Source organism: Agrococcus sp. HG114, from assembly GCF_024723325.1.
Taxonomy (GTDB): Bacteria; Actinomycetota; Actinomycetes; order Actinomycetales; family Microbacteriaceae; genus Agrococcus.
On the sequence record NZ_JANQCH010000017.1, the window covers coordinates 1 to 22,695 of the forward strand.

A 22,695-nucleotide genomic window follows, 5' to 3' on the forward strand; every position below is an offset into this window, starting at 1 on the left:
CCCTCGCAGAGCGCGGCGACGGCACCCGCTGGCAGCTCACGCTCCGCGCCGACCGCGCGCCGCTGCAGTCGACCGAGGCGCGCACGTCGCTGCTGCGCTCGATCGACCGGCGCGCCCTCGCGGAGGCGGCGCTCGGCGAGCGGGCCGAGGAGTCGACCGTCGTCGACGCGGTGCTCTTCCGCTCGGGCACCCGGCTGCACGACTACGCGGTCGAGGACGTCGGTCTCGCCGCCTCGCTCGGCAGCCGCGACCCGGAGGCGGCGGGCGCGCAGCGCGCCTCGATGGGCATCCCCGGCGGCACGCCGGTGTGCGTGCGCTACGACCGGGCGGATGCGTTCGCCGGGGCCGCGCTGCCGGCCATGGCCGCGCAGGCGGCCGAGGCCGGCTGGCTCGTCGTCGACTGCGGCGTCGACGACCTCGCGGCCGGGCTCGCGCAGGACGACTGGAACGCGGTGCTGCACCGCGTCGAGGCGCCCGCCGATGCCGCCGCGGTCGTCGAGCGCTGGCGCGACGGCGGGCTCAGCGGCGACGTGGACCCCGAGCGGGAGGCGCTGCTCGACGAGGCGCTCTCGACCGGCGACCCGGATGCGCTCGAGCAGACGCTCCTCGAGATCGAGGCGTCGCTCGTCGCCGACGCGCTCGCGCTCCCGCTCGTCGAGCCGCAGCTGCTCACGGTGAGCGCCGCGGGCCTGCAGGGCGTCGCGCCCCGGCCCGGAGCCGCATCCCTCACCTGGAACGCGTGGGAGTGGGGCCTCGACGAGCAGGCCGCGACGCCCTGAGCGCCCGCAGCGCGCGGGCTCGCGCTGCGCGGAGCAGCTCAGCGCGGGAACAGCGCCGGGAACGCGCCGTACGCCCACGGGTAGCCGACGAACACGGCGACGTCGATGAGGACGTGGGCGACGATGAGCGGCACGAGCCGCCCGGTGCGGGCGTAGAGCCAGCCGAACAGCAGGCCCATCGCGACGTTGCCGAGCAGCGCCGGCACGCCCTGGTAGAGGTGGTACACGCCCCGCAGCAGCGCCGCGGCCACGATGATCGGCCACGTGCCCCAGCCGAGCCGGCGCAGCCGATCGAAGAGGTACCCGACGACGATGACCTCCTCCGTGAGGCCGGCGCGGAGCGCGGAGAGGAGCAGCACGGGCACGGTGAACCAGTGCGCGTCGAGCGGCGAGGGCACGACGTTCACCGTGAGCCCGAGCGCGCGTCCCGCGAGGTAGAGGGCGAGCCCCGGGACACCGATCACCGCCACGAGCGCGAGCCCCGCCAGGCCGTCGCGCACCGGCCGCGCCGCGTCGATCCCGAGCGCGCCGAGCCGGGGCGGCCGCGCGCGCCACAGCAGCCAGCACACGAGCGCGACCGGCACGAGGTCGAGGACGATGCCGGTGAGCTGGTACGCGAGGTCGAGCCACTCGCGGTCGGACCGCGCCGGGTTGAGCGCGACCGTCTGGTCGCCGATCGGCGCCGACCGCGTGGAGACGTCGGCGAACTGCAGCACCGACCACAGCGCGCTCCCGCCGAGCGAGAGCAGCAGCACGATCGCGACCTCCCACCGGAGCCGGCGCTGCGAGCGGGGGCGGGAGCGGAGGGTCACGAGCCCAGCGTAGGCGGCGCCGAGCGGGCGTCCGGACAGCCTCGGCGCACGAACCGAGCGCCGAGGGCGCCGCTCGCGCCAGGATCGCGCTTGTGCACGAGTTGGTAACGATCCGGTGTCCGACGCCGATCCGCCCCGGACGCGGGCCTATGGTGGCACTCATCCAGAGCACTGCGGCTGTCTGGCCGCGCGCTCACCTTGCACAGGAGGAACATTGAGGATCAAGCGATTCGTCGCGGGCGGCGCGCTGCTCGCGACGGGAGCTCTCGTCCTCTCCGCTTGCACGCCTACCCAGGCGCCAGGAGCGGAGATCGTCGAGGGCACGTCGATCACCGTCGCGTGGAACCAGCCGTTCTACTCGGCCAACGGCAACACGTCGTTCGGCAACGCGACGGCGAACAACAACATCAACTACATGACCTACTCGGGGTTCAACTACTACGACAACACCCCCGAGCTCCAGCGCGACGAGTCGTTCGGCACGTACGAGCTGGTCTCGGAGGACCCGCTGCAGGTCCAGTACACGATCAACGAAGAGACGCAGTGGAGCGACGAGGTCCCCGTGGACGCCGCCGACATGCTGCTGCACTGGGCCGCGCTGTCGGGCGCCTTCAACACCGAGGGCTTCGAGGCCGAGGAGTTCCAGGACCCGGAGACCGGTGAGTTCACCACCGAGTTCCCCGAGGGCACCGTCTTCTTCGACTCGGGCGCGACGCCGGACTCGGGCCTCGGCCTCGTCCGCGACACGCCGGAGGTCAACGAGGACGGCCGCGGCATCCTCATGACGTACTCCGACTTCTACGTCGACTGGGAGCTCGCCTTCTCGTCGCCGCTGCCGGCGCACGTCATCGCGCAGCAGGCGCTCGGCATCGAAGACGCCACCGAGGCGAAGCAGGCCGTGCTCGACGCCATCCAGAACGGCGACACCGAGGTCATCGGCCAGCTCGCGTCGGCGTGGAACACCACGTTCAACTTCACCGAGATGCCGTCCGACACGTCGATCCTCACGGCCAACGGCCCGTACCAGATCACCGACTTCGTCGCCGACCAGTACATCACGCTGCAGGCCAACGAGAACTACGTCGGCGACCACCAGCCGCAGGTCGAGACCATCACGGTCCGCTTCATCACCGACGCCATGGCTGCGGTGACGGCGCTCCAGAACGGCGACGTCGACGTCATCCAGCCGCAGGCCACCCCTGACGTCCGCGCCGCCCTCGAGGGCACCGAGGGCATCACGGTCAACTTCGGCGAGGGCGCGACGTACGAGCACGTCGACCTGCAGTTCGACCAGTCGAAGAACCCGGGCGTCTTCTCGACGCTCGAGGCCCGCCAGTCGTTCCTGCTGACGATCCCGCGCCAGGAGATCGTCGACCGCCTCATCAAGCCGCTCAACCCGGAGGCCACGGTCCGCAACTCGGCCGTGTTCGTCCCCGGCGCCGAGGGCTACGACGAGTCGGTCGAGGGCTCGGGCATCCTCGACATGTACTCCGAGGTCGACATCGAGCAGGCCACGGCGCTGCGCGAGCAGGCCGGCCTCGCCGAGGGCACCGAGGTCTGCCTCCTCTTCGCCTCGACGAACCCGCGCCGCGTGTCGGAGTTCGAGCTCATCCGCGAGTCGGCCGCGCAGGCCGGCTGGTCGGTCACCGACTGCTCGTCGCCCGAGTGGGGCGGCCTGCTCGGTGCCCCCGGCGTCTACGACGCCTCGCTGTTCGGCTGGCAGTCGACGTCGCTCGGCGTCGCCTCGGTCGGCCCGAACTTCGAGACCGGCGGCATCAACAACCTCTCCTACTACTCGAACCCCGAGATGGACGAGGTCATCAAGGAGCTCAACGTGACCGTCGATGAGGAGCGCCAGCTCGAGCTCCTCAAGGAGATCGACCGCATCCTCGTCGAGGACGCGTTCGGCATCACCATCTTCCAGTTCCCCGAGGTCACGGCGTTCTCCGACCGCATCTCGGGTGTCGACTCGTCGCCGCTCGCGCCGACGATCTTCTGGAACGTGTGGGACTGGACCCCGACCGAGACGAACATCTCGGAGGGCTGATCCCCTGCAACGCCCGAGGGCTCATCCACTGCTAGTGTGATGTGGCTTTCAGGCAGAGAGGCGCCGGGCCGCCTGGCCCGGCGCCTCTCGCATGAACTCGTCCGTCACGCTCCGCTGGTGCAGCGACGACGGCTCCAACCCCAACCGGAACACAAGGAGGCGAACCGGTGGCGACATTCATCGTCAGGCGCCTGATCGCGGCCGTGCTCATCCTGCTCGCCGCGACCTTCCTCATGTACAACATGGTGGCGCTCTCGGGCGACCCGCTGGAGGATCTCCGCGGCGTCCAGACCCCGAACACCGCGCAGCTCATCGAGGCGCGCATCCGCCTGCTGCACCTCGACGTGCCGCCGCCGCTGCGCTACTTCATCTGGCTCGGCGGCATCGCGGGCTGCTTCATCGGCCAGTGCGACTTCGGCATGACGGTCCAGCAGCAGCCCGTGCTCGACGTGCTGCTCAACTCGATGGACCAGACCCTGCGCCTCGTGACCATCGCGACCGTGCTCGCGATCATCCTCGGCATCATCATCGGCATCACGACGGCCCTCCGCCAGTACTCCGCGTACGACTACGGCGTGACGTTCGTCTCCTTCCTCTTCTACTCCCTGCCGATCTTCTGGTTCGCGGTGCTGCTCAAGCAGTTCCTCGCGATCGGCGCGAACGACTGGTTCCAGACCGGCGCCCAGCTCCACTGGTGGGTGATCCTGCTCGTCGCGATCGTCTCCGGCCTCTTCTGGATGGCCGTGCTGCCGGGCGACCCGAAGCGCAAGGCGCTGACCTTCGTGCTCGCGTTCGCGGCCGGCGGCGGGCTGCTCTGGTACATGAGCGCCTCCGGCTGGTTCCTGAACCCCCGCTTCATCGTGTTCGGCCTCGACTTCTCGCTGCTCGCGATCGCCGCGCTCAACCTCACGGTCGCCCTGCTCGTCACCGCGATCCTCGCGGGCCTCCGCAACCGGCGCTCGCTCTTCATCGCGCTCGGCATGGCCGCGCTCGGAGTGGCGCTGTACTACCCGGTGAACTACTACCTGTTCAACCCGCAGGTCGTGCCGATGAACGGCTGGATCATGATCGCGTGCTTCGTCGCGGTGATCCTGTTCGGCGTCGCCGTGGGCCACTTCTTCGGCGCCGACAACAAGGCGACCAACCGCAAGATCGCCGCGTGGACCGGGTTCCTGGTGTTCGGGATCATGGTGATCGACCGCCACATGCAGCTGTGGAGCGCCTACTCGAGCGCCGGCTTCGTCCGCGGCCGCCCGATCGCGACGATCGGCGCGTCGAACCCCGGGTTCGCGAACTCGTCGTTCTTCGTCCAGGGCGTCGATGCGTTCACGCACATGCTGCTGCCGTCGATCGCGCTCATGGTCATCTCGTTCGCCGGCTACACGCGCTACACCCGCGCGAGCCTGCTCGAGGTGCTCAACCAGGACTACATCCGCACCGCGCGGGCGAAGGGCCTCACCGAGCGCACCGTCATCGTGCGGCACGCGTTCCGGAACGCGCTCATCCCGATCACCACGATCGTCGCGTTCGACATCGCCGGCATCATCGGCGGCGCCGTCATCACCGAGCGCGTGTTCGGCTGGACGGGCATGGGCTCGATGTTCCAGAACGGCCTCGACCGCACCGACCCGAACCCGGTGATGGCGTTCTTCCTCGTCACCGGCGCGCTCGCACTCCTGTTCAACCTGCTGGCCGACATCGCCTACGCGGCCCTCGACCCCCGGATCCGGGTGAGCTGATGACCACGAACCTTCCCGCCCAGCCCGCCGGCCCCCAGATCACCGACGCCGAGGCCAACCTCGAGCTCAAGGAGATCGAGGGCCTCAGCCAGGGCCAGATCGTCCGGAAGCGCTTCTTCCGCCACTGGGGCGCCGTGATCTCGATGATCGTGCTCGCGCTCATCGTCCTCCTCGCCTTCACGTCCGTCGGCATCTCCGCCGGTCCCATCCGCATCCCCGGCTGGTGGCAGTGGGACTGGACCCAGAACCCGCGCCCCATCAACGGCGGCGTGCCCTCGTGGGAGCACCCGTTCGGCCAGGACGACATCGGCAAGGACCTGTTCGCCCTCGTCATGCGCGGCACGCAGCAGTCGCTCATGGTCATGGTGATGGTCGGCCTCATCGGCGCGACGATCGGCATCGTCATCGGCGCGCTGTCGGGCTTCTTCCGCGGCTGGGTCGACTCGGTGCTCATGCGCTTCACCGACGTGATCATCACGATCCCGTTCATCGTGATCGGCGCGGTCATCGGCGTGACCTTCGGCAAGCTCGGCGCCTTCATCCTCGCGCTCGTGCTCGGCCTCTTCTCCTGGACGGGGCTCGCGCGCCTCGTGCGCGGCGAGTTCCTGACGCTCCGCGAGCGGGAGTTCGTCGACGCCGCGCGCGTCGCCGGCGCCTCGAACGGCCGGATCATCTTCAAGCACATCCTGCCGAACGCGATGGGCGTCATCATCGTCAACACGACGCTGCTCATGGCGGGCGCGATCCTGGCCGAGACGGGCCTGTCGTACCTCGGCTACGGCGTGCAGGCGCCCGACACGTCGCTCGGCCTGATCATCAGCCAGAACCAGCAGGCGTTCCAGACGCGGCCCTGGCTGTTCTGGTGGCCCGGCCTGTTCATCATCACGATCGCCCTCTGCATCAACTTCATCGGCGACGGCCTGCGCGACGCGTTCGACCCGCGCCAGAAGCGGATGCCCTCGGAGCGCGCCATGCAGAAGGCCGACGTCGCGGCGGCCGACGCGGCCGCGCTGCGCGGTCGCGAGGCCGAGGACACCATGAGCGCGTCCGCGGTGCTGCAGGACGCCGAGGTGCCGCTCGCGGGCCAGGCGCCGGGGGCGGACTCGCGGCCGCCGCGCGTGGCGGGCGACACCGCGGGCGACCGTGGCCCGACCGATCGGGACTGACGTGCTCTCAGCGCAGGAGCAGGCCCGCTGCGGCGAGGACCGCGGTCGTCGCCACGGCGGCGATCGCGGGCAGGTGCCACGCGCGCGTCGCCGTCTCGCGGTCGTCCAGGAGGCCCTCGTCCCGCAGCTCCTCCCAGTGGGTGCGCGTCACGTGGGCGGCCGCTCCCGACACGCTGTGCACCGAGTCGCCGGGGCGGATCGCGCCGCCGACCGTGCTCGACTCGCGCGCGAGGCGGATGTCCTCGCGCGTGATGCGAGCGATGCCGTAGCGGCTCGGCGCGGGCGCGGCCCACGCGGTCACCGTGCCCCGGTCGAGCGTGAGCTCGAGGGCCCACTTGGTGTCGATGCGCTTGACGGCGCCCCACGGCACGTGCCAGTCGGTGAAGGGGTTCCGGATCTCGATGCCCTCGGCGTCGACCGTCACGCGCGGCCGCCACATGAAGGCCCACGTCACCGCGGCGCCGAGCAGGGGCCACGGCAGCACCCAGAGGTTCGCGAGGGGGTCATCGGCGAGCAGCGCGCTCACGAGGGCCAGCCCCATGAGGACCGCGATCACGATCGTGATCACCCTGCCGAAGGACGATCGGAACACCGCTCGCTGATAGGCCACTTCCACAGTTTCGCAGACGAGCACCGCCTCGCCGACCAGCACTGGTCGCTCAACACCGCAGGAGAGGAGCTCCCGTGACCGACACGGCAGCCGCCCCCGTCGCCGACCGCGAGGTCATCCTCGAGGCACGCGACCTCAACGTCGACTTCTGGGTCGACGGCAAGTTCTACCCGGCCGTCAAGGACGGCGCCTTCAAGGTGCACGCGGGAGAGGTGCTCGCCATCGTGGGCGAGTCGGGTTCGGGCAAGTCGACGACGGCCATGGCGCTCATCAGCCTGCTGCCGTCGAACGCGCGCGTGCGCGGCTCGGTGCGGCTCAAGGGCCGCGAGATCCTCGGCATCCCGCTGCGCGAGCTGCGGCACATCCGCGGCAACGAGATCGCGGTGATCTTCCAGGAGCCGATGACGGCGCTGAACCCCGTCTACACGATCGGCTTCCAGATCGTCGAGGCGCTCCGCAGCCACTTCGACCTGACGCCCGACGCCGCGAAGGAGCGCGCGATCGAGCTCATCGCGAAGGTCGAGATCCCCGACCCGCCGACCGCGTTCAACAAGTACCCGCACCAGCTCTCGGGCGGTCAGCGGCAGCGCGCGATGATCGCGCAGTCGCTCGCGTGCGACCCGTCGCTGCTCATCGCCGACGAGCCGACCACGGCCCTCGACGTGACGGTGCAGGCCGAGGTGCTCGACCTCATGCGCAAGCTCAAGGACGAGCTCGACTCGGCGGTCATCCTCATCACCCACGACATGGGCGTCGTCGCCGACCTCTCGGACCGCATCATCGTCATGCGCAACGGCGAGATGGTCGACCGCGGCACGTCGCTCGACATCTTCCAGCGCCCGTCGCACCCGTACACGAAGGAGCTCCTCGCGGCGGTGCCGTACCTCGGCGTGCACGAGGACCAGACGGGCCGCGCGGTCGAGGCGTCGAAGGTGTCCGAGACGGTCGAGCCGATCCTCAAGTTCACCGACGTCACGATCGAGTACCCGAAGCGCGGCCGCGTGCCGGCCTTCCGCGCGGCCGAGGACATCGACCTCGCCGTCTACCCGGGCGAGATCGTCGGGCTCGTCGGCGAGTCGGGCTCCGGCAAGACGACGCTCGGGCGCGCGGCGATCGGCCTGCTGCCGATCACGTCGGGCACCCTGTCGGTGGCCGGCTACGACATCTCCGCGGCCTCGATGAAGGACCTCCGGCCGCTGCGCGAGAAGACCGGCATCGTGTTCCAGGACCCGTCGTCGTCGCTCAACCCGCGCATGCCGATCGGCGAGTCGATCGGCGAGCCGATCCTGCTCTCGCGCCGCGCCGCGGGCGACCCAATCGAGGCGAAGGCGCTCGACCGGCGCGTGCAGGAGCTGCTCGAGTCGGTCGAGCTGCCCGCCTCGTACCGCAACCGCTACCCGCACGAGCTCTCCGGCGGCCAGAAGCAGCGCGTCGGCATCGCCCGCGCGCTCGCGCTCGCGCCCGAGGTGCTCATCGCCGACGAGCCGACGAGCGCGCTCGACGTGTCGGTGCAGGCGCGGTTCCTCGAGCTGCTCACGCACATCCAGCAGGAGCTGCAGTTCGCGTGCCTGTTCATCAGCCACGACCTCGCCGTCGTCGACTCGCTCGCGCACCGCATCGCGGTCATGCGCAAGGGCCGGATCGTCGAGGAGGGGACCCGCGACCAGATCCTCCGCAACCCGCAGGACCCCTACACGCAGCGCCTGATCGCCGCCGTGCCGCTGCCCGACCCCATCGCGCAGCGCGAGCGCCGGGAGTCCCGCCGGGCGAGCTGACCGGCTCCACGACGCACGGCCGCGGCCGCCCGCTAGACTGGGCGGCCGCGGCCGTTCGTCGCACACTCCCGACAACCGGAAGGCCCCTGCATGCCGATCGCCGCGCGATCAGACCTCCGCAACGTGGCGATCGTCGCCCACGTCGACCACGGCAAGACCACCCTCGTCGACGCGATGCTCACGCAGACCGGCTCGTTCGGCGCTCACGACACGCACGACGAGCGCGTGATGGACTCCAACGAGCTCGAGCGCGAGAAGGGCATCACGATCCTCGCGAAGAACACCGCGATCCGCTACGCGGGCGCGCACGCGAAGGACGGCCCCGTCACCATCAACGTCATCGACACCCCGGGGCACGCCGACTTCGGCGGCGAGGTCGAGCGCGGCCTCTCGATGGTCGACGGCGTCGTGCTGCTCGTCGACGCGTCCGAGGGACCGCTGCCCCAGACGCGCTTCGTGCTCCGCAAGGCGCTCGAGGCGAAGCTCCCCGTCATCCTGCTCGTCAACAAGACCGACCGCTCCGACGCGCGCATCGACGCCGTCGTGGGGGAGAGCCAGGACCTCCTGCTCGGGCTCGCGTCGGACCTCGCCGACGACGTGCCCGACCTCGACCTCGACGCCGTCCTCGACGTGCCGGTCGTCTACGCGTCGGGCAAGGCCGGCCGTGCCTCGACCACGAAGCCCGCCGACGGCGAGCTGCCCGACAGCGAGGACCTCGAGCCGCTCTTCCAGGCGATCCTCGAGCACATCCCGGCGCCGACGTACGACGACGAGGCGCCGCTCCAGGCCCACGTCACGAACCTCGACGCATCCCCGTTCCTCGGCCGCATCGCGCTGCTGCGCGTGAAGGCCGGCACGCTCCGCAAGGGGCAGACGGTCGCGTGGGTGCGCCACGACGGCGAGGTCTCGAACGTGCGCATCACCGAGCTGCTCGAGACGAAGGCGCTCGACCGCGTGCCCGCCGAGAGCGCCGGCCCCGGCGACATCGTCGCGGTCGCCGGCATCGCCGACATCACGATCGGCGAGACGCTCGCCGACCCCGACGACGTGCGGCCGCTGCCCGCGATCACCGTCGACGAGCCGGCGATCTCGATGACGATCGGCACGAACACGTCGCCGCTCGCCGGGAAGATCAAGGGCTCGAAGCTCACCGCCCGCATGGTGAAGGACCGCCTCGACCGCGAGCTCATCGGCAACGTGTCGCTGCGGGTCGTCGACATCGGCCGCCCCGACGCGTGGGAGGTGCAGGGCCGCGGCGAGCTCGCGCTCGCGATCCTCGTCGAGCAGATGCGGCGCGAGGGCTTCGAGCTCACGGTCGGCAAGCCCCAGGTCGTCACGCGCAAGATCGACGGCGTGCTCCACGAGCCGTTCGAGCACCTCACGGTCGACGTGCCCGAGGAGCACCTCGGTGCCGTGACCCAGCTGCTCGCGAGCCGCAAGGGCATCATGGACGGGATGCAGAACCACGGCACCGGATGGGTGCGGATGGAGTTCGTCGTCCCGAGCCGCGGCCTCATCGGGTTCCGCACCGAGTTCATGACGATCACGCGAGGCACGGGCATCGCGAACGCGATCTCGCACGGCTGGCAGCCGTGGGCGGGCGCGATCACGACCCGCAACAACGGCGCGCTCGTCGCCGACCGCTCGGGCACCGCGACGCCGAACGCGATCATGGCGCTCCAGGAGCGCGGCGTCTTCTTCATCAAGCCCGGCGACGACGTCTACGAGGGCATGGTCGTGGGGGAGAACGCCCGCGCCGACGACATGGACGTCAACATCACCAAGGAGAAGAAGCTCAACAACATCCGGTCGTCGACCGGTGAGGAGCTCGAGCGCCTGACGCCGCCGAAGCAGCTCTCGCTCGAGGAGAGCCTCGAGTGGGCGCGCGACGACGAGTGCGTCGAGGTGACGCCGCACGCCGTGCGCATCCGGAAGGTCACGCTCGACGCGACGACGCGCGGCCGCGAGGCGAGCCGCCTCAAGAAGCAGGGCTGACCCGCACCGCGCTGGCCCCTCCCGCCTCGGGGAGGGGCCAGTGCGCGTCACGGCGCGTCACACTCGGGCCCGCACGGGTCCCGCTCGCCTAGCGTCGAGGCCATGACGCATCCGACGCTCCGCATCGTCGCCGTGAGCGGCAGCCTGCACCGGCCGTCCTCGACGACGGCGCTCGTCGCCGCGCTCGCCGCCGCGGTCGCGCGGCGGCTCGACGCCGAGATCGAGCTCGTCGAGCTCGCCGAGGTCGGGCCGGGGCTCGCGGGCGCGCTCGAGCGCTCCGCGCTCGCGCCGGACGCCGAGCGGGCGATCGCGGCCATCGAGTCGGCCGACCTGCTCGTCGTCGGCAGCCCCGTCTACCGCGCGAGCTTCACCGGCCTGTTCAAGCACCTGTTCGACTTCGTCGACCAGCGCGCGCTCACCGACGTGCCGGTGCTGCTCGCGGCGACGGGCGGCTCGCATCGGCACGCGCTCACGATCGAGCACCAGCTGCGCCCGCTGTTCGCGTTCTTCCAGGCGCTCACGCTGCCCGTGGGCGTGTACGCCGCGAGCGCCGAGTTCGAGGGCGGGCGCGTGCGCTCCGCCGACGTGCTCGAGCGCATCGAGGCCGCCGCCGATCGTGCGCTGCCGTACCTGCGGGCAGTGCCGGCACCGGTGCGGCCGGCGGCGTTCTGACGAGCCGCTCGCTCCAGAGCTCCAGCGCGGAGTGGTTGGATAGCAGGAATGGACCCCCGCCTCGAGCGCGTGCTGTTCGTGCACGCGCACCCCGACGACGAGACGCTCTCGACCGGCGCCGCGATCGCGACCGTCGCCGCCGGCGGCGGCGACGCGATCGTCGCGACCTTCACGCTCGGCGAGCGCGGCGAGTCCCGCCCCTCGAGCCGCGCGGAGGTCGAGGAGGTCGGCGTCGGCGAGGTGCGCCGCCGCGAGCTCGACGGCGCGCTCCGCGCCCTCGGAGCGCGCGGCCGCCGCATCCACGGCTGGGACGACTCCGGCATGTCGTGGCTCCGGAACGGCCGGGCCACCGCCGCCCCGGATGCGCCCGAGACCGCGATGAGCCGAGCGGATCTCGACGACCTCGCGGATGCGCTCAGCGCGGTCATCGAGGAGGTCGACCCGACGGCGCTCGTCACCTACGACGCCGACGGCGGCTACGGCCATCCCGACCACATCGCCGCGCACCGCGCATCCGTCATCGCCGCCCGCCGGTACGACCTCCCGCTCTACGTGCGCTCCGCCCGCCCCGCCGACGTCGCGTTCGAGCTCGCGCCGGTGCGCGACCGCGTCGAGGCGGCGCTCGCGGCCCACCGCTCGCAGGTCGTGCTCGTCGGCGACGAGGTCGAGCACGTCGGCGGGCAGCGGCGACCGCTCGACCGCGTCGAGCACTACCGGCTCATCGAGACGCGCCCGGAGCGGCGGACCCGCTGGAGCCTGCGCGTCGGCGCGCTGCTCGGGGGAGCGGTCGTGGGCGTCGTCGGCACGTTCTCGCACCAGCAGGTGCCGTGGGGGATCGCGCTCTCGCTCCTCGCGGCCGTCGGCCTCATCGTCGGGGTGCGCGCCGCCTCCGGCTCGCGCCCGCTCACCCTCGCGACCGTCGTCGGGCTCGTGGGCGTCGTCGCGCTCGTCGCGATCGACCCGCTCGGCCGCGGCGCGTGGGGCACCGAGCGCGCGCTGATCCCCGACAACCTGGCCGGCTGGCTCTGGACGCTCGTGCCGGCCGCCGTCGCGTTCCTCGCGCTCGCGTGGCCGGACGCGGAGGCCACGCGGCGGATTAGGATGGCTGCACGGGCCCAGCCCGGGCGGACGTCGACGGAAGGGGAACAGCCATGACCTACGTGATCGCGCTCCCGTGCGTCGACGTGAAGGACCGCGCGTGCGTCGACGAGTGCCCCGTCGACTGCATCTACGAGGGCGAGCGGATGCTCTACATCCACCCGGACGAGTGCGTCGACTGCGGCGCGTGCGAGCCGGTGTGCCCCGTCGAGGCGATCTTCTACGAGGACGACACCCCGGAGGAGTGGGCCGAGTACTACGAGGCCAACGTGCACTTCTTCGACGAGATCGGCTCGCCCGGCGGCGCCGCGAAGGTCGGCGTCATCCACTCCGACCACCCGATCGTCGCCGCCCTGCCGCCGCAGAACCAGTGACGCCGCGCTGATGCGGCTGCCCGAGTTCCCCTGGGACACGCTCGCCGGCGCGAAGTCGATCGCCGCCGCGCACCCGCGCGGCCTCGTCGACCTGAGCGTCGGCTCGCCCGTCGACCCCACGCCCGAGCTGCTCCAGCGGGCGCTGCGCGAGGCGACCGACGCGCACGGCTACCCGACGAACTGGGGCACCCCCGAGGTGCGCCGGGCGATCGTCGAGTGGTTCGCGCGCGTGCGCGGCGTGCCCGGCCTCGCCGACGAGCACGTGCTCGTGACCGTCGGCTCGAAGGAGCTCGTCGCGGGCCTGCCGCTGCAGCTCGGCCTCGGCGAGGGCGACGCGGTCGTCCACCCCGCGGTCGCCTACCCGACCTACGACATCGGCGCCCGCATCGCGCGTGCCCGCCCGGTGCCCGCCGACGACCCCGACGACTGGCCCGCCGAGACGCGGCTCGTCTGGGTCAACTCGCCCTCGAACCCCACCGGTGCGGTGCTGGGCGTGGATGCGCTGCGGCGCGTCGTCCGCGCCGCGCGCGGGCGGGGCGTCGTGGTCGCGAGCGACGAGTGCTACGCGCTCCTGCCGTGGGAGGTGGACGAGGCGCCCTCGATCCTCGACCCGCGCGTCACCGACGGCGACCTCACGGGCCTCCTCGCCGTCTACTCGCTCTCGAAGCAGTCGAACCTCGCCGGCTACCGCGCCGCGTTCGTCGCGGGCGACCCCGGCGTCGTGCAGCGCGTGCTCGCGGTGCGCAAGCACCTGGGCCTCATGGCGCCGACCCCCGTGCAGCACGCGCTCGCCGTCGCGCTCGGCGACGACGCCCACGTGGCCGAGCAGCGCGAGCGCTACCGCGCGCGCCGTGCGCGGCTGCTGCCCGCGCTCCGCGGACGCGGCTTCGACGTCGAGTCCGAGGCGGGCCTCTACCTCTGGGCGACCGACGGCTCGGATGCGCTCACCCAGGTCGACGCGCTCGCCCGGCTCGGCATCCTGGTCGCCCCGGGCACGTTCTACGGCGACGACCGCCACGTGCGGGTCGCGCTCACCGCCTCCGACGACGCGATCGCGGAGGCCGCGGCGCGCCTCGCCGGCCCCGGCGCCGGGGCGTGAGAGGGGACCGGCCGGCGCCGGGTAGTCTGTCCTGGTGACGACAGAGGACACCGCTCTCGACCCTGCCCGCTCGGCGGCCGCATCCGCGCCCCGCACCGTCACGCTGCAGCACGACGGCCGCGCGACCGAGCTGCAGGTGCTCGAGGCGAGCGACGGGCGCTCCGCGATCGACGTCGCGAAGCTGACGAAGGAGACGGGCTTCACCGCCCTCGACTACGGCTTCGTCAACACCGCGGCGACGCGCAGCTCGATCACCTACATCGACGGCGACGAGGGCATCCTCCGCTACCGCGGCTACCCGATCGAGGAGCTCGCTGAGCAGAAGACCTTCCTCGACGTCGCGCACCTGCTCATCTACGGCGAGCTGCCGAGCGAGGACGAGCTCGCGACGTTCGACCACCGGGTGCGCCGCCACACGCTCCTGCACGAGGACCTGCGCCGCTTCTTCGACGCCCTGCCGCGCGACGCGCACCCGATGAGCGCCCTCTCGAGCGCCGTGAGCGCGCTCTCGACGTACTACGAGTCCGACCACGACCCGCGCGATCCCGACAAGGTCGACAAGCAGACCATCCGGCTGCTCGCGAAGATGCCCGTGATCGCCGCGTACGCGCACAAGAAGTCGATCGGGCAGGCCTTCCTCTACCCCGACAACTCGCTGAGCTTCGTCGAGAACTACCTCAAGCTCAACTTCGGCATCGAGGCCGAGCCCTACGTGCAGAACCCGGTGATGGTGCGCGCCCTGGAGCGGCTCCTCATCCTCCACGCCGACCACGAGCAGAACGCGTCGACCTCGACCGTGCGGCTCGTCGGCTCGACCGAGGCGAACCTGTTCGCGTCCGTCTCCGCGGGCATCCACGCCCTCTCCGGGCCGCTGCACGGCGGCGCGAACGAGGCGGTGCTGCAGATGCTGCGCGGCATCCGCGACTCGGGCGAGAGCGTCGAGCGCTTCGTCGAGCGCGTGAAGCGCAAGGAGCAGGGCGTCAAGCTCATGGGCTTCGGCCACCGGGTCTACAAGAACTACGACCCGCGCGCGAAGCTCGTGAAGCAGTCGGCCGAGGAGGTGCTCGCGCAGCTCGGCGTGCGCGACCCGCTGCTCGACATCGCGCAGGAGCTCGAGCAGGTCGCGCTCGCGGACGACTACTTCAAGGAGCGCAAGCTCTACCCGAACGTCGACTTCTACACCGGCGTGATCTACAAGGCGATGGGCTTCCCCGAGCGCATGTTCACCGTGCTGTTCGCGATCGGCCGGCTGCCCGGTTGGATCGCGCACTGGCGCGAGATGATGCTCGACCCGGCGACGAAGATCGGCCGGCCGCAGCAGCTCTACGTCGGCCCCGTCGAGCGCCACATCTGACCCAGCCCTCGCCGCCTGCGCGGCCCTTCAGGAGCACCCCATGACGACGACCACGCAGGCTGCGCCGAAGAGCGCCCTCGACCGCTTCTTCAAGATCTCCGAGCGCGGCTCGAGCGTCTCGCAGGAGGTGCGCGGCGGGCTCGTCACGTTCTTCGCGATGGCGTACATCATCGTGCTGAACCCGCTCATCATCGGCGGGTTCTCGCCCGAGCAGGCCGCGACCGACGTCGAGGGCGGATGGCTCCCCAACGGCCAGGTGGCGGCCGTCACGGCGCTCGTGGGCGGGCTCATGACGCTCGCGATGGGCCTCATCGCGAACGTGCCGTTCGGGCTCGCCGCGGGCCTCGGGATCAACTCGTTCCTCGCGTTCGGCCTCGTCGGCGAGCTCACGTGGCCCGAGGCGATGGGCCTCGTCGTCATCAACGGGCTCATCATCGTGCTGCTCGCCGCGACGGGCCTGCGCCGCATGATCTTCGACGCCGTGCCCGCGGCGCTCAAGAGCGCGATCGCGGTCGGCATCGGCCTCTTCATCGCGTTCATCGGCTTCGTCGACTCGGGCTTCGTGCGCTCGACGGGCATCGCCGCGCCGCCCGTCCAGCTCGGCGACGGCGGCTCCGTCACGTCGCTGCCGACCGCGGTGTTCGTGATCGGCGTCGTGCTCATGGGCATCCTGCTCGCGCTGCGCGTCAAGGGTGCGCTGCTCATCGGCATCGTCGCGACGACCGCGATCGCGATCGTCCTCGAGGCGATCTTCCAGGTCGGCCCGTCGCTCGGCCAGGACCCCGACGCGTGGAACCTGAACGCGCCCGCGCTGCCGACGAGCATCGTCGCGCTGCCCGACCTGTCGCTCGTCGGCCAGGTCTCGTTCGGCTCGTTCGAGCGCATCGGCGTGATCGCGACCACGATGTTCGTCTTCACGCTCGTGTTCATGAACTTCTTCGACGCGATGGGCACGATGACGGGCCTCGCGCGCCAGGCCGGCATCGCGACCCCAGACGGGCAGTTCCCTGGCCTCAAGCGCGCGCTCGTCGTCGAGGGCTTCGGCGCCGTCGCGGGCGGCGGCGCGAGCGCCTCGTCGAACACCGTGTTCGTCGACTCGGCGGCCGGTGTCGGCGAGGGCGCGCGCACCGGGCTCGCCTCGGTCGTCACGGGCGTGCTGTTCCTCGCGGCGATGTTCCTCACGCCGCTCACGCAGATCGTGCCGCTCGAGGTCGCCGCGGCGACGCTCGTGGTCGTCGGCGCGATGATGATGAGCCAGATCACGGACATCGACTTGACCGACTTCCGGGTCGCGCTGCCGGCGTTCCTCACGATCGTCGTGATGCCGCTCACCTACAACATCGCCAACGGCATCGGCGTCGGCTTCATCGCGTGGGTCATCATCAACGCGGTCTCCGGGCGCGCGAAGCAGATCTCGCCGCTGCTGTGGGTCGTGGCGGCCCTCTTCGTCGTGTTCTTCGTGCGCGGGCCGCTGCAGGCGCTCATCGGCTGACGCCCGTCGGCTGCCGACCGGCCGCTACCGCTCCTTCGCGATGTGCGCGAGCACCTCGGGGCCCCGCCGGTCGAGCGTCGCCCCGCCGACGCGGATGCCGAACCACGCGGCGAGCCCGCCGACGAGCAGCCCCGTCGCGAGGCTCAGCCAGCCGAGCCAGGGGATCCAGAGCGCCGAGACCGCGAGCGCGATGCACGGCAGCCCGACGGTCCCGAGCACCGGGAGCGAGAGGGCGATGCCCGCGAGCGACTGGATGCCGCCGGACGAGCCGCGCCCGAGCGGGTTCGCGTCCGGCGCGGGCGCCTCGCCGGGCAGCAGCGCGCCGAGCCACAGCATGGCGCCCGCGAGCAGCAGGAACGTGCCGACGCCGCCGCCGATGCTCGCGGGCAGCAGCTCCCAGCGGCCGCTCGCCCACGTCGAGAGCACGGCCGTGACGACGAGCGTCGGCACGTAGACGATCGCGATCCCGAGCAGGCGCCCCGCGCGATCGTGCGCGCCGCGCACGCCGCTCAGCAGGTGCCACGCGAAGGCGCTGTTGTCGTAGGCGAGGTCGATCTGCACGATCGCGGCGGCGACGAAGCCCATGAGCAGCGGCACGAGCGCGAGCCCGTCCGGGGGCACGCGCATGCCGTCGACGTCGACCTCCACGACGCCCGCGAGCTGCACGCCTCCGACGATGGCCGGCACGATGAGCGCCGCGAGCACGTTCATGAGGTGGCGCACGTCGCGCCGCCGGTAGCGGATGCTGCGGGCCGCGATCGCGCCGACTGGGGTCGCGGGGAGCAGGCGGTCGAGCAGGCGGCCCTCGCGCACCCGGCCCCCGCCGCGGAGCACGATCGGGTTCGTGAGCCGCTCGGCGAGCAGGCGTCCCCAGCCCCACCAGGCGAGCGCGACGGTCGCGAGCGCGATCGCGAGCTTCGCGGCCGCCTCGAGCCACGCCCCAGCCGCGATCGCTCGCGGCACGTCGAAGGCGGCGCCGAGCGGCGTCCACGCCGCGGCGGCCGCGGCGCCGCCGAGCACGTCCGTGAGGTCGGCGAGCTCCCTGACGCTGCCCACGAGGAGCTGCACGGCGATGACGAGACCGACGATCGCGACGAGCAGCACGATCGCCATCGCGTCGCGCGCGGCCTTGCTCGCGAGCTGGCGTGCGAGCAGGTCGGCGACGGCCCGGGGCACGAGGACGGCCGTCGCCGCGGTGATGGGCAGCAGCATGAGCGCGGCGACGAGGGCCGCGACGGAGGTCGACCAGACGACGAGGCCGATCGCCGAGCCCAGCACGCCCACCACGACCCACGCATCCAGCACCGACGCCGCGAGCACCCCGCGCCGGAGCGGGCCGACGCGCACCGGGAGCAGGCTGAAGCGCTCGGTCGCGAGGGGGTCGCTCGTGCCGATGAGGACGGTGACGGCGGTGAGCCCGAGCACGAGCACCGCGCCCGCGACGACCGCGGCGTCCGCCCCGACCTCGGGCGCGAGCGCGCGGATGGCGATCGCGCCCACGAGCGCGGTGCCGAGCAGCGAGATCGCGCCGAGCACCGTCACGACGAGGGCGACGATCGCCCACGGGCTCTGCCGCAGGCCGCCGACGAGCAGGCGGAGCCTCAGCGAGAGGAGGTGCGCAGCCACGCGAGCCCCTCCGTGTCGGTGGCGCGCTGGCCGACGAGGTCGACGAAGCGCTGCTGCAGGCTCGAGCCGCCGCGCACCTCGTCGAGCGTGCCCGCTGCCACGAGCCGGCCGTCGGCGACGATCGCGACGCGGTCGCACAGCGACTCGACGAGCTCCATCACGTGGCTCGAGAGCACGACGGTGCCGCCCGAGGCGACGTAGTCGCGCAGGATGCGCCGGATCGCCTCGCCCGAGACGGGGTCGACGGCCTCGAACGGCTCGTCGAGGACGAGCAGCCGGGGCGCGTGGATGAGCGCGCACGCGAGCGCGATCTTCTTGCGCATGCCGGCGGAGTAGTCGGCGACGAGCGTGCCGCCGGTGTCGGCGAGCCCGAGCGCGTGCAGCAGGGATGCCGAGCGCTGGACGACCTCCGCTTCGGGCATGGAGCGCAGCAGGCCGTTGTAGCGCAGGAGCTCGGCGCCCGTGAGCCGGTCGAAGAGGTGCACGCCATCGGGGAGCACGCCCATGAGCGCCTTCGCCGCGGCAGGGTCGCGCCACACGTCGCGGCCGAGCACCGCCGCGGTGCCGTGGTCGGGCCGCAGCAGCCCGGTCGCCATCGACAGCGTCGTCGTCTTGCCGGCGCCGTTGGGGCCGACGAGCCCGAGCATCGACCCCTGGGGCACCGCGAGCGAGATGCCGTCGACGGCGACCTTCGACCCGAAGCGCTTCGCGAGCTGGTGCAGGTGCAGGGCAGGGGGGAGGGGCTCGCTCGCGGCGAGCGGCGCAGGGGACGTCATGGATCCCAGCCTGCCAGCGCGGCACGCCGACCCGCGTCCGCCGTGCGGCGGATGCGCGGAGTCAGTGCAGCGCGGCGTTCAGCTCGACGCCGCGCCCGTCGCGCGCGACCGCCTCGACCGCGCCGGTGACGGAGTTCCGGCGGAAGAGCAGGCCCGGGCGGCCCGAGAGCTCGATCGCCTTGACCGTGCCGCCCTCGGGCAGCAGCGCGACCTTGGTGCCGGCGGTGACGTAGAGCCCGGCCTCGACGATCGAGTCGTCGCCGATCGAGATGCCGACGCCCGAGTTCGCGCCCAGCAGCACCCGCTCGCCGATGACGATGCGCTCGGTGCCGCCGCCCGAGAGCGTGCCCATGATCGAGGCGCCGCCGCCGAGGTCGGTGCCGTCGCCGACGACCACGCCCTGCGAGATGCGACCCTCGACCATCGACGCGCCGAGCGTGCCGGCGTTGAAGTTGACGAAGCCCTCGTGCATCACGACCGTGCCGGGCGCGAGGTGCGCGCCGAGGCGCACGCGCGACGCGTCGCCGATGCGCACGCCCGGGGGGAGCACGTAGTCGGTCATGCGGGGGAAGCGGTCGACGACCTGCACCTGCAGGCCGGCGCGCTGCAGCTGCACGCGGTGGGTCGCGGCCCACTCGGGGTCGACCGGTCCGCCGTTCGTCCACGCGACGACCGGCAGCACCCCGAAGATGCCGGTCAGGTCGATCGAGTTCGGCAGCACGAGCCGGTGGCTCAGGAGGTGGAGCCGGAGGTACGCGTCCTCGACCGACGCGGGCGGCGCATCCAGGTCGATCTCGACCGCGCGGTGGGCGAGCTCGACGCCGCGCGCGGGCTCGGTGCCGGCCGCGTGCCGCAGCTCGGCGGCTGCGCCGCGCTCGTGCGGGTCGGCGCCGAGGGCGGGAGCGGGGAACCATGCGTCGAGGACCCGACCGTGGAAGAGGGTGACGAGAGCGTGTCCGTGTGCGAGGCGGGCCATGCCTCGAGTCTAGGCTTGGCAGCATGTCTGCCCTCCCGCTCGACCTCGCCGCGAGCAGCGTCGACCTCACGCGCGCGCTGTGCGACATCGGCTCCGTCTCCGACGAGGAGGGGCCGCTCGCCGACGCGATCGAAGCCGCCGTCGCCCGCGTGCCGCACCTCGAGGTCACGCGCGTCGGCGACACGGTCGTGGCGCGCACGACGCTCGGCCGAGAGCGCCGCGTGGTGATCGCCGGGCACATCGACACCGTGCCCGTCAACGGGAACCTGCCCACGCGCGAGGCGACGGTCGACGGCGAGCCGCACCTGTGGGGCCGCGGCACGGTCGACATGAAGGCGGGCGTCGCGGTGCAGCTCAAGCTCGCGGCCGAGCTCGCCGAGCCCGTCGTCGACGTCACCTGGATCTGGTACGACCACGAGGAGGTCGGGGCCGAGGAGAACGGGCTGCGACTGCTCGCCGAGCGGCACCCCGAGCTCATGCAGGGCGACTTCGCGATCCTCGGCGAGCCCTCGAACGGCTGCATCGAGGGCGGCTGCAACGGCACCCTGCGCGTGGCGATCCGCACGCGCGGCGTCCGGGCGCACTCGGCGCGCGCGTGGGCGGGGCACAACGCGATCCACGACGCCGCGCCCGTGCTGCAGCGGCTCCTCGACCACCGGCCGGCCGAGATCGAGGTCGAGGGGCTCGTGTACCGCGAGGGCCTGAACGCCGTGCGCATCTCCGGCGGCGTCGCCGGCAACGTGATCCCCGACGAGTGCGTCGTCGAGGTCAACTACCGCTTCGCGCCGTCGCGATCGCTCGACCAGGCGACCGCGCTCGTGCGCGAGCTCTTCGACGGCTTCGAGCTCGAGGTCGTCGACGCGGCGGAGGGCGCGCGGCCCGGCCTCGACGACCCGCTCGCGCAGGAGTTCATCGCGGCGGTCGGCCTCGAGCCGCGCCCGAAGTACGGCTGGACGGACGTCGCCCGCTTCTCGAGCCTCGGCATCCCGGCGGTCAACTTCGGCCCGGGCGACCCGACGAAGGCGCACGCCGACGACGAGTCGGTGCCGCTCGCGCAGATCCTCGAGACCGAGCAGAGCCTCCGCGCGTGGCTCTCGCCCAGCTGACCCGGCCCCTCCTCGCCACCGATCGCTGGTGGCTGTGGCCGCTCGCGCTCTGGGCCGTGTCGCGGCTCGTGAGCACGGCGTTCCTGGGCGCGTTCGCGTGGGTGCAGGAGCGATCCCCGTGGACGCCAGCGCAGCCCGACCTGCTCGACTACTCGACGCTGTGGGACGCGCACTGGTACTACATCGTGGCCGTCTCGGGGTACCCCACGGAGCTGCCGCTCGACGACGACGGCCACGTGGGCGAGAACGCGTGGGCGTTCATGCCGGTCTACCCGATGCTCGCGCGCGTGCTCATGCTCGTCGGGCTGCCGTGGGAGGGCGCGGCGGTGCTCCTGTCGCTCGCGGCATCCGCTGCCTTCTCCGTGGTCGCCTACCGGCTCTTCCAGGAGCTCGCGCCCGGCCGCGAGCGGTTCGCGCTCGCGCTCGTGCTGCTCTCGCCGGTCGCGCCGGTGCTGCAGCTCGGCTATGCCGAGTCGCTGTTCCTCCTGCTGCTCGCCTCGGTGCTGCTCGCGTGGCGGCGGCGGGCGTGGGAGTGGCTGTGGGTGCTGATCCCCGTCATGGCGCTCACGCGCCCCGGCGGTCTCGCGCTCGCGCTCGCCCTCGGGCTGTCGTTCCTCGTGCGCTGGTGGCGCGAGCGCGACGGCTTCGCCGCGGGGGAGCGGTGGAGGCTCGTCGCGCTCGGGGCGTGGAGCGCGCTGTGGGGCTTCGGCTGGCTCATCGCCTGCTCGATCGCGACCGGCAGCCTCGACTCGTACGTCGAGACCGAGCTGTCCTGGCGCTCGGCGTACATCGGCAGGCAGGAGCTCGTGCCGTTCACGCCATGGCCGATCGGGCTCGAGTGGTGGTTCGGCGCGTGGTGGCCGGTGTGGCTCGTCGCGATCGTCGCCGCGGCGATCGCGCTGCTCGCCGGCCCCTGGGCTCGGACAGTGGGGCTCGAGGGGCGGCTGTGGACGATCGCGTACCTCGTCTACCTCGCCGCGGTGTGGTTCCCGCAGTCGTCGACGTGGCGACTCCTGCTGCCGGCGTTCCCCGCCGCGCTCATGCTCGCCGCGGTGCGACCGGGGTGGGCGCGCGCGCTCATGATCGCCGTCTCGATCGCGCTGCAGCCGGTGTGGATCTGGTTCTGCTGGCACTACGTCCGGCCGGACTGGAGCGTGCCGTGAGCCCGCCGCATGGCGCGCCGAGCGCAGAACCTGTCA

General features: G+C 72.2%; 18 protein-coding genes and 1 pseudogene. 14 read left to right on the plus strand and 5 right to left on the minus strand.

Annotated elements, in window-relative coordinates:
* A pseudogene (locus NWP09_RS03405) lies at positions 1-779 on the plus strand (hypothetical protein); the annotation flags it as partial.
* 38 nt (positions 780-817) lie between these two features.
* On the opposite strand, the gene NWP09_RS03410 reads toward NWP09_RS03405, so the two are convergent.
* Positions 818-1,591, minus strand: coding sequence for a CPBP family intramembrane glutamic endopeptidase (locus tag NWP09_RS03410; RefSeq protein WP_258274135.1), 774 nt, complete (start codon positions 1,589-1,591; stop codon positions 818-820).
* Positions 1,592-1,805: 214 nt separating this feature from the next.
* Between NWP09_RS03410 and NWP09_RS03415 the strand changes: the two genes are divergently transcribed.
* The 3 genes from NWP09_RS03415 to NWP09_RS03425 all read left to right on the plus strand — a co-directional run bounded on the left by NWP09_RS03415 (position 1,806) and on the right by NWP09_RS03425 (position 6,543).
* Complete coding sequence (locus tag NWP09_RS03415; protein WP_258274136.1) at positions 1,806-3,638, plus strand: ABC transporter family substrate-binding protein; 1,833 nt, start codon at positions 1,806-1,808, stop codon at positions 3,636-3,638.
* A 167-nt stretch (positions 3,639-3,805) separates the two neighbouring features.
* A complete protein-coding gene (locus NWP09_RS03420) occupies positions 3,806-5,377 on the plus strand; it encodes an ABC transporter permease (RefSeq protein WP_258274137.1) in 1,572 nt (523 codons plus the stop codon).
* A complete protein-coding gene (locus NWP09_RS03425) occupies positions 5,377-6,543 on the plus strand; it encodes an ABC transporter permease (RefSeq protein WP_258274138.1) in 1,167 nt (388 codons plus the stop codon). The genes NWP09_RS03420 and NWP09_RS03425 overlap by 1 nt, the downstream gene beginning before the upstream one ends.
* Before the next feature lie 7 nt (positions 6,544-6,550).
* Here the strand turns inward: NWP09_RS03425 and NWP09_RS03430 are convergent, their stop codons facing one another.
* Complete coding sequence (locus tag NWP09_RS03430; protein ID WP_258274139.1) at positions 6,551-7,135, minus strand: PH domain-containing protein; 585 nt, start codon at positions 7,133-7,135, stop codon at positions 6,551-6,553.
* 92 nt (positions 7,136-7,227) lie between these two features.
* Here NWP09_RS03430 and NWP09_RS03435 point away from each other — a divergent pair, with 92 nt between their 5' ends.
* From NWP09_RS03435 to NWP09_RS03470, 8 genes are all read left to right on the plus strand, one after another.
* Positions 7,228-8,928: an ABC transporter ATP-binding protein gene (locus tag NWP09_RS03435; RefSeq protein WP_258274140.1), complete on the plus strand. Its 1,701-nt coding sequence runs from the start codon at positions 7,228-7,230 to the stop codon at positions 8,926-8,928.
* A 90-nt stretch (positions 8,929-9,018) separates the two neighbouring features.
* Positions 9,019-10,923 carry a translational GTPase TypA gene (typA, locus tag NWP09_RS03440; RefSeq protein WP_258274141.1) on the plus strand — a complete coding sequence of 635 codons (1,905 nt, stop codon included), beginning with the start codon at positions 9,019-9,021 and terminating at the stop codon, positions 10,921-10,923.
* Between the two features lie 102 nt (positions 10,924-11,025).
* Positions 11,026-11,595, plus strand: a complete 570-nt coding sequence (msuE, locus tag NWP09_RS03445; RefSeq protein ID WP_258274142.1) for an FMN reductase — start codon at positions 11,026-11,028, stop codon at positions 11,593-11,595.
* A 48-nt stretch (positions 11,596-11,643) separates the two neighbouring features.
* Entirely contained in the window at positions 11,644-12,750 is a 1,107-nt protein-coding gene (locus tag NWP09_RS03450) for a PIG-L family deacetylase (RefSeq protein ID WP_258274143.1), read from the plus strand.
* Positions 12,747-13,067, plus strand: a complete 321-nt coding sequence (gene fdxA, locus NWP09_RS03455; RefSeq protein WP_258274144.1) for a ferredoxin — start codon at positions 12,747-12,749, stop codon at positions 13,065-13,067. The genes NWP09_RS03450 and fdxA overlap by 4 nt, the downstream gene beginning before the upstream one ends.
* Before the next feature lie 10 nt (positions 13,068-13,077).
* Positions 13,078-14,166, plus strand: coding sequence for a succinyldiaminopimelate transaminase (dapC, locus tag NWP09_RS03460; protein ID WP_258274145.1), 1,089 nt, complete (start codon positions 13,078-13,080; stop codon positions 14,164-14,166).
* Between the two features lie 103 nt (positions 14,167-14,269).
* A complete protein-coding gene (locus tag NWP09_RS03465) occupies positions 14,270-15,520 on the plus strand; it encodes a citrate synthase (protein ID WP_258274160.1) in 1,251 nt (416 codons plus the stop codon).
* A 40-nt stretch (positions 15,521-15,560) separates the two neighbouring features.
* Entirely contained in the window at positions 15,561-17,012 is a 1,452-nt protein-coding gene (locus tag NWP09_RS03470) for an NCS2 family permease (RefSeq protein ID WP_258274146.1), read from the plus strand.
* A gap of 24 nt (positions 17,013-17,036) precedes the next feature.
* Here NWP09_RS03470 and NWP09_RS03475 read toward each other — a convergent pair whose 3' ends face one another.
* From NWP09_RS03475 to NWP09_RS03485, 3 genes are all read right to left on the minus strand, one after another.
* Complete coding sequence (locus NWP09_RS03475; protein ID WP_258274147.1) at positions 17,037-18,638, minus strand: hypothetical protein; 1,602 nt, start codon at positions 18,636-18,638, stop codon at positions 17,037-17,039.
* Positions 18,614-19,414, minus strand: a complete 801-nt coding sequence (locus NWP09_RS03480) for an ABC transporter ATP-binding protein (protein ID WP_258274148.1) — start codon at positions 19,412-19,414, stop codon at positions 18,614-18,616. The genes NWP09_RS03475 and NWP09_RS03480 overlap by 25 nt, the downstream gene beginning before the upstream one ends.
* Before the next feature lie 61 nt (positions 19,415-19,475).
* Complete coding sequence (locus tag NWP09_RS03485; protein WP_258274149.1) at positions 19,476-20,390, minus strand: DapH/DapD/GlmU-related protein; 915 nt, start codon at positions 20,388-20,390, stop codon at positions 19,476-19,478.
* 23 nt (positions 20,391-20,413) lie between these two features.
* On the opposite strand from NWP09_RS03485, the gene dapE reads away from it, so the two are divergent.
* A complete protein-coding gene (gene dapE / locus NWP09_RS03490; protein WP_258274150.1) occupies positions 20,414-21,496 on the plus strand; it encodes a succinyl-diaminopimelate desuccinylase in 1,083 nt (360 codons plus the stop codon).
* A complete protein-coding gene (locus NWP09_RS03495; RefSeq protein ID WP_258274151.1) occupies positions 21,478-22,659 on the plus strand; it encodes a hypothetical protein in 1,182 nt (393 codons plus the stop codon). The genes dapE and NWP09_RS03495 overlap by 19 nt, the downstream gene beginning before the upstream one ends.
* Positions 22,660-22,695 lie beyond the last annotated feature (36 nt).

Coding starts and splice junctions, on each gene's coding strand:
- NWP09_RS03480 (WP_258274148.1), bottom strand. CDS start 19,414: ATGACGTCCCCTGCGCCGCTCGCCGCGAGCGAGCCCCTCCCCCCTGCC.
- NWP09_RS03425 (WP_258274138.1), top strand. CDS start 5,377: ATGACCACGAACCTTCCCGCCCAGCCCGCCGGCCCCCAGATCACCGAC.
- dapC (WP_258274145.1), top strand. CDS start 13,078: ATGCGGCTGCCCGAGTTCCCCTGGGACACGCTCGCCGGCGCGAAGTCG.
- dapE (WP_258274150.1), top strand. CDS start 20,414: ATGTCTGCCCTCCCGCTCGACCTCGCCGCGAGCAGCGTCGACCTCACG.
- NWP09_RS03470 (WP_258274146.1), top strand. CDS start 15,561: ATGACGACGACCACGCAGGCTGCGCCGAAGAGCGCCCTCGACCGCTTC.
- msuE (WP_258274142.1), top strand. CDS start 11,026: ATGACGCATCCGACGCTCCGCATCGTCGCCGTGAGCGGCAGCCTGCAC.
- NWP09_RS03485 (WP_258274149.1), bottom strand. CDS start 20,390: ATGGCCCGCCTCGCACACGGACACGCTCTCGTCACCCTCTTCCACGGT.
- fdxA (WP_258274144.1), top strand. CDS start 12,747: ATGACCTACGTGATCGCGCTCCCGTGCGTCGACGTGAAGGACCGCGCG.
- typA (WP_258274141.1), top strand. CDS start 9,019: ATGCCGATCGCCGCGCGATCAGACCTCCGCAACGTGGCGATCGTCGCC.
- NWP09_RS03450 (WP_258274143.1), top strand. CDS start 11,644: ATGGACCCCCGCCTCGAGCGCGTGCTGTTCGTGCACGCGCACCCCGAC.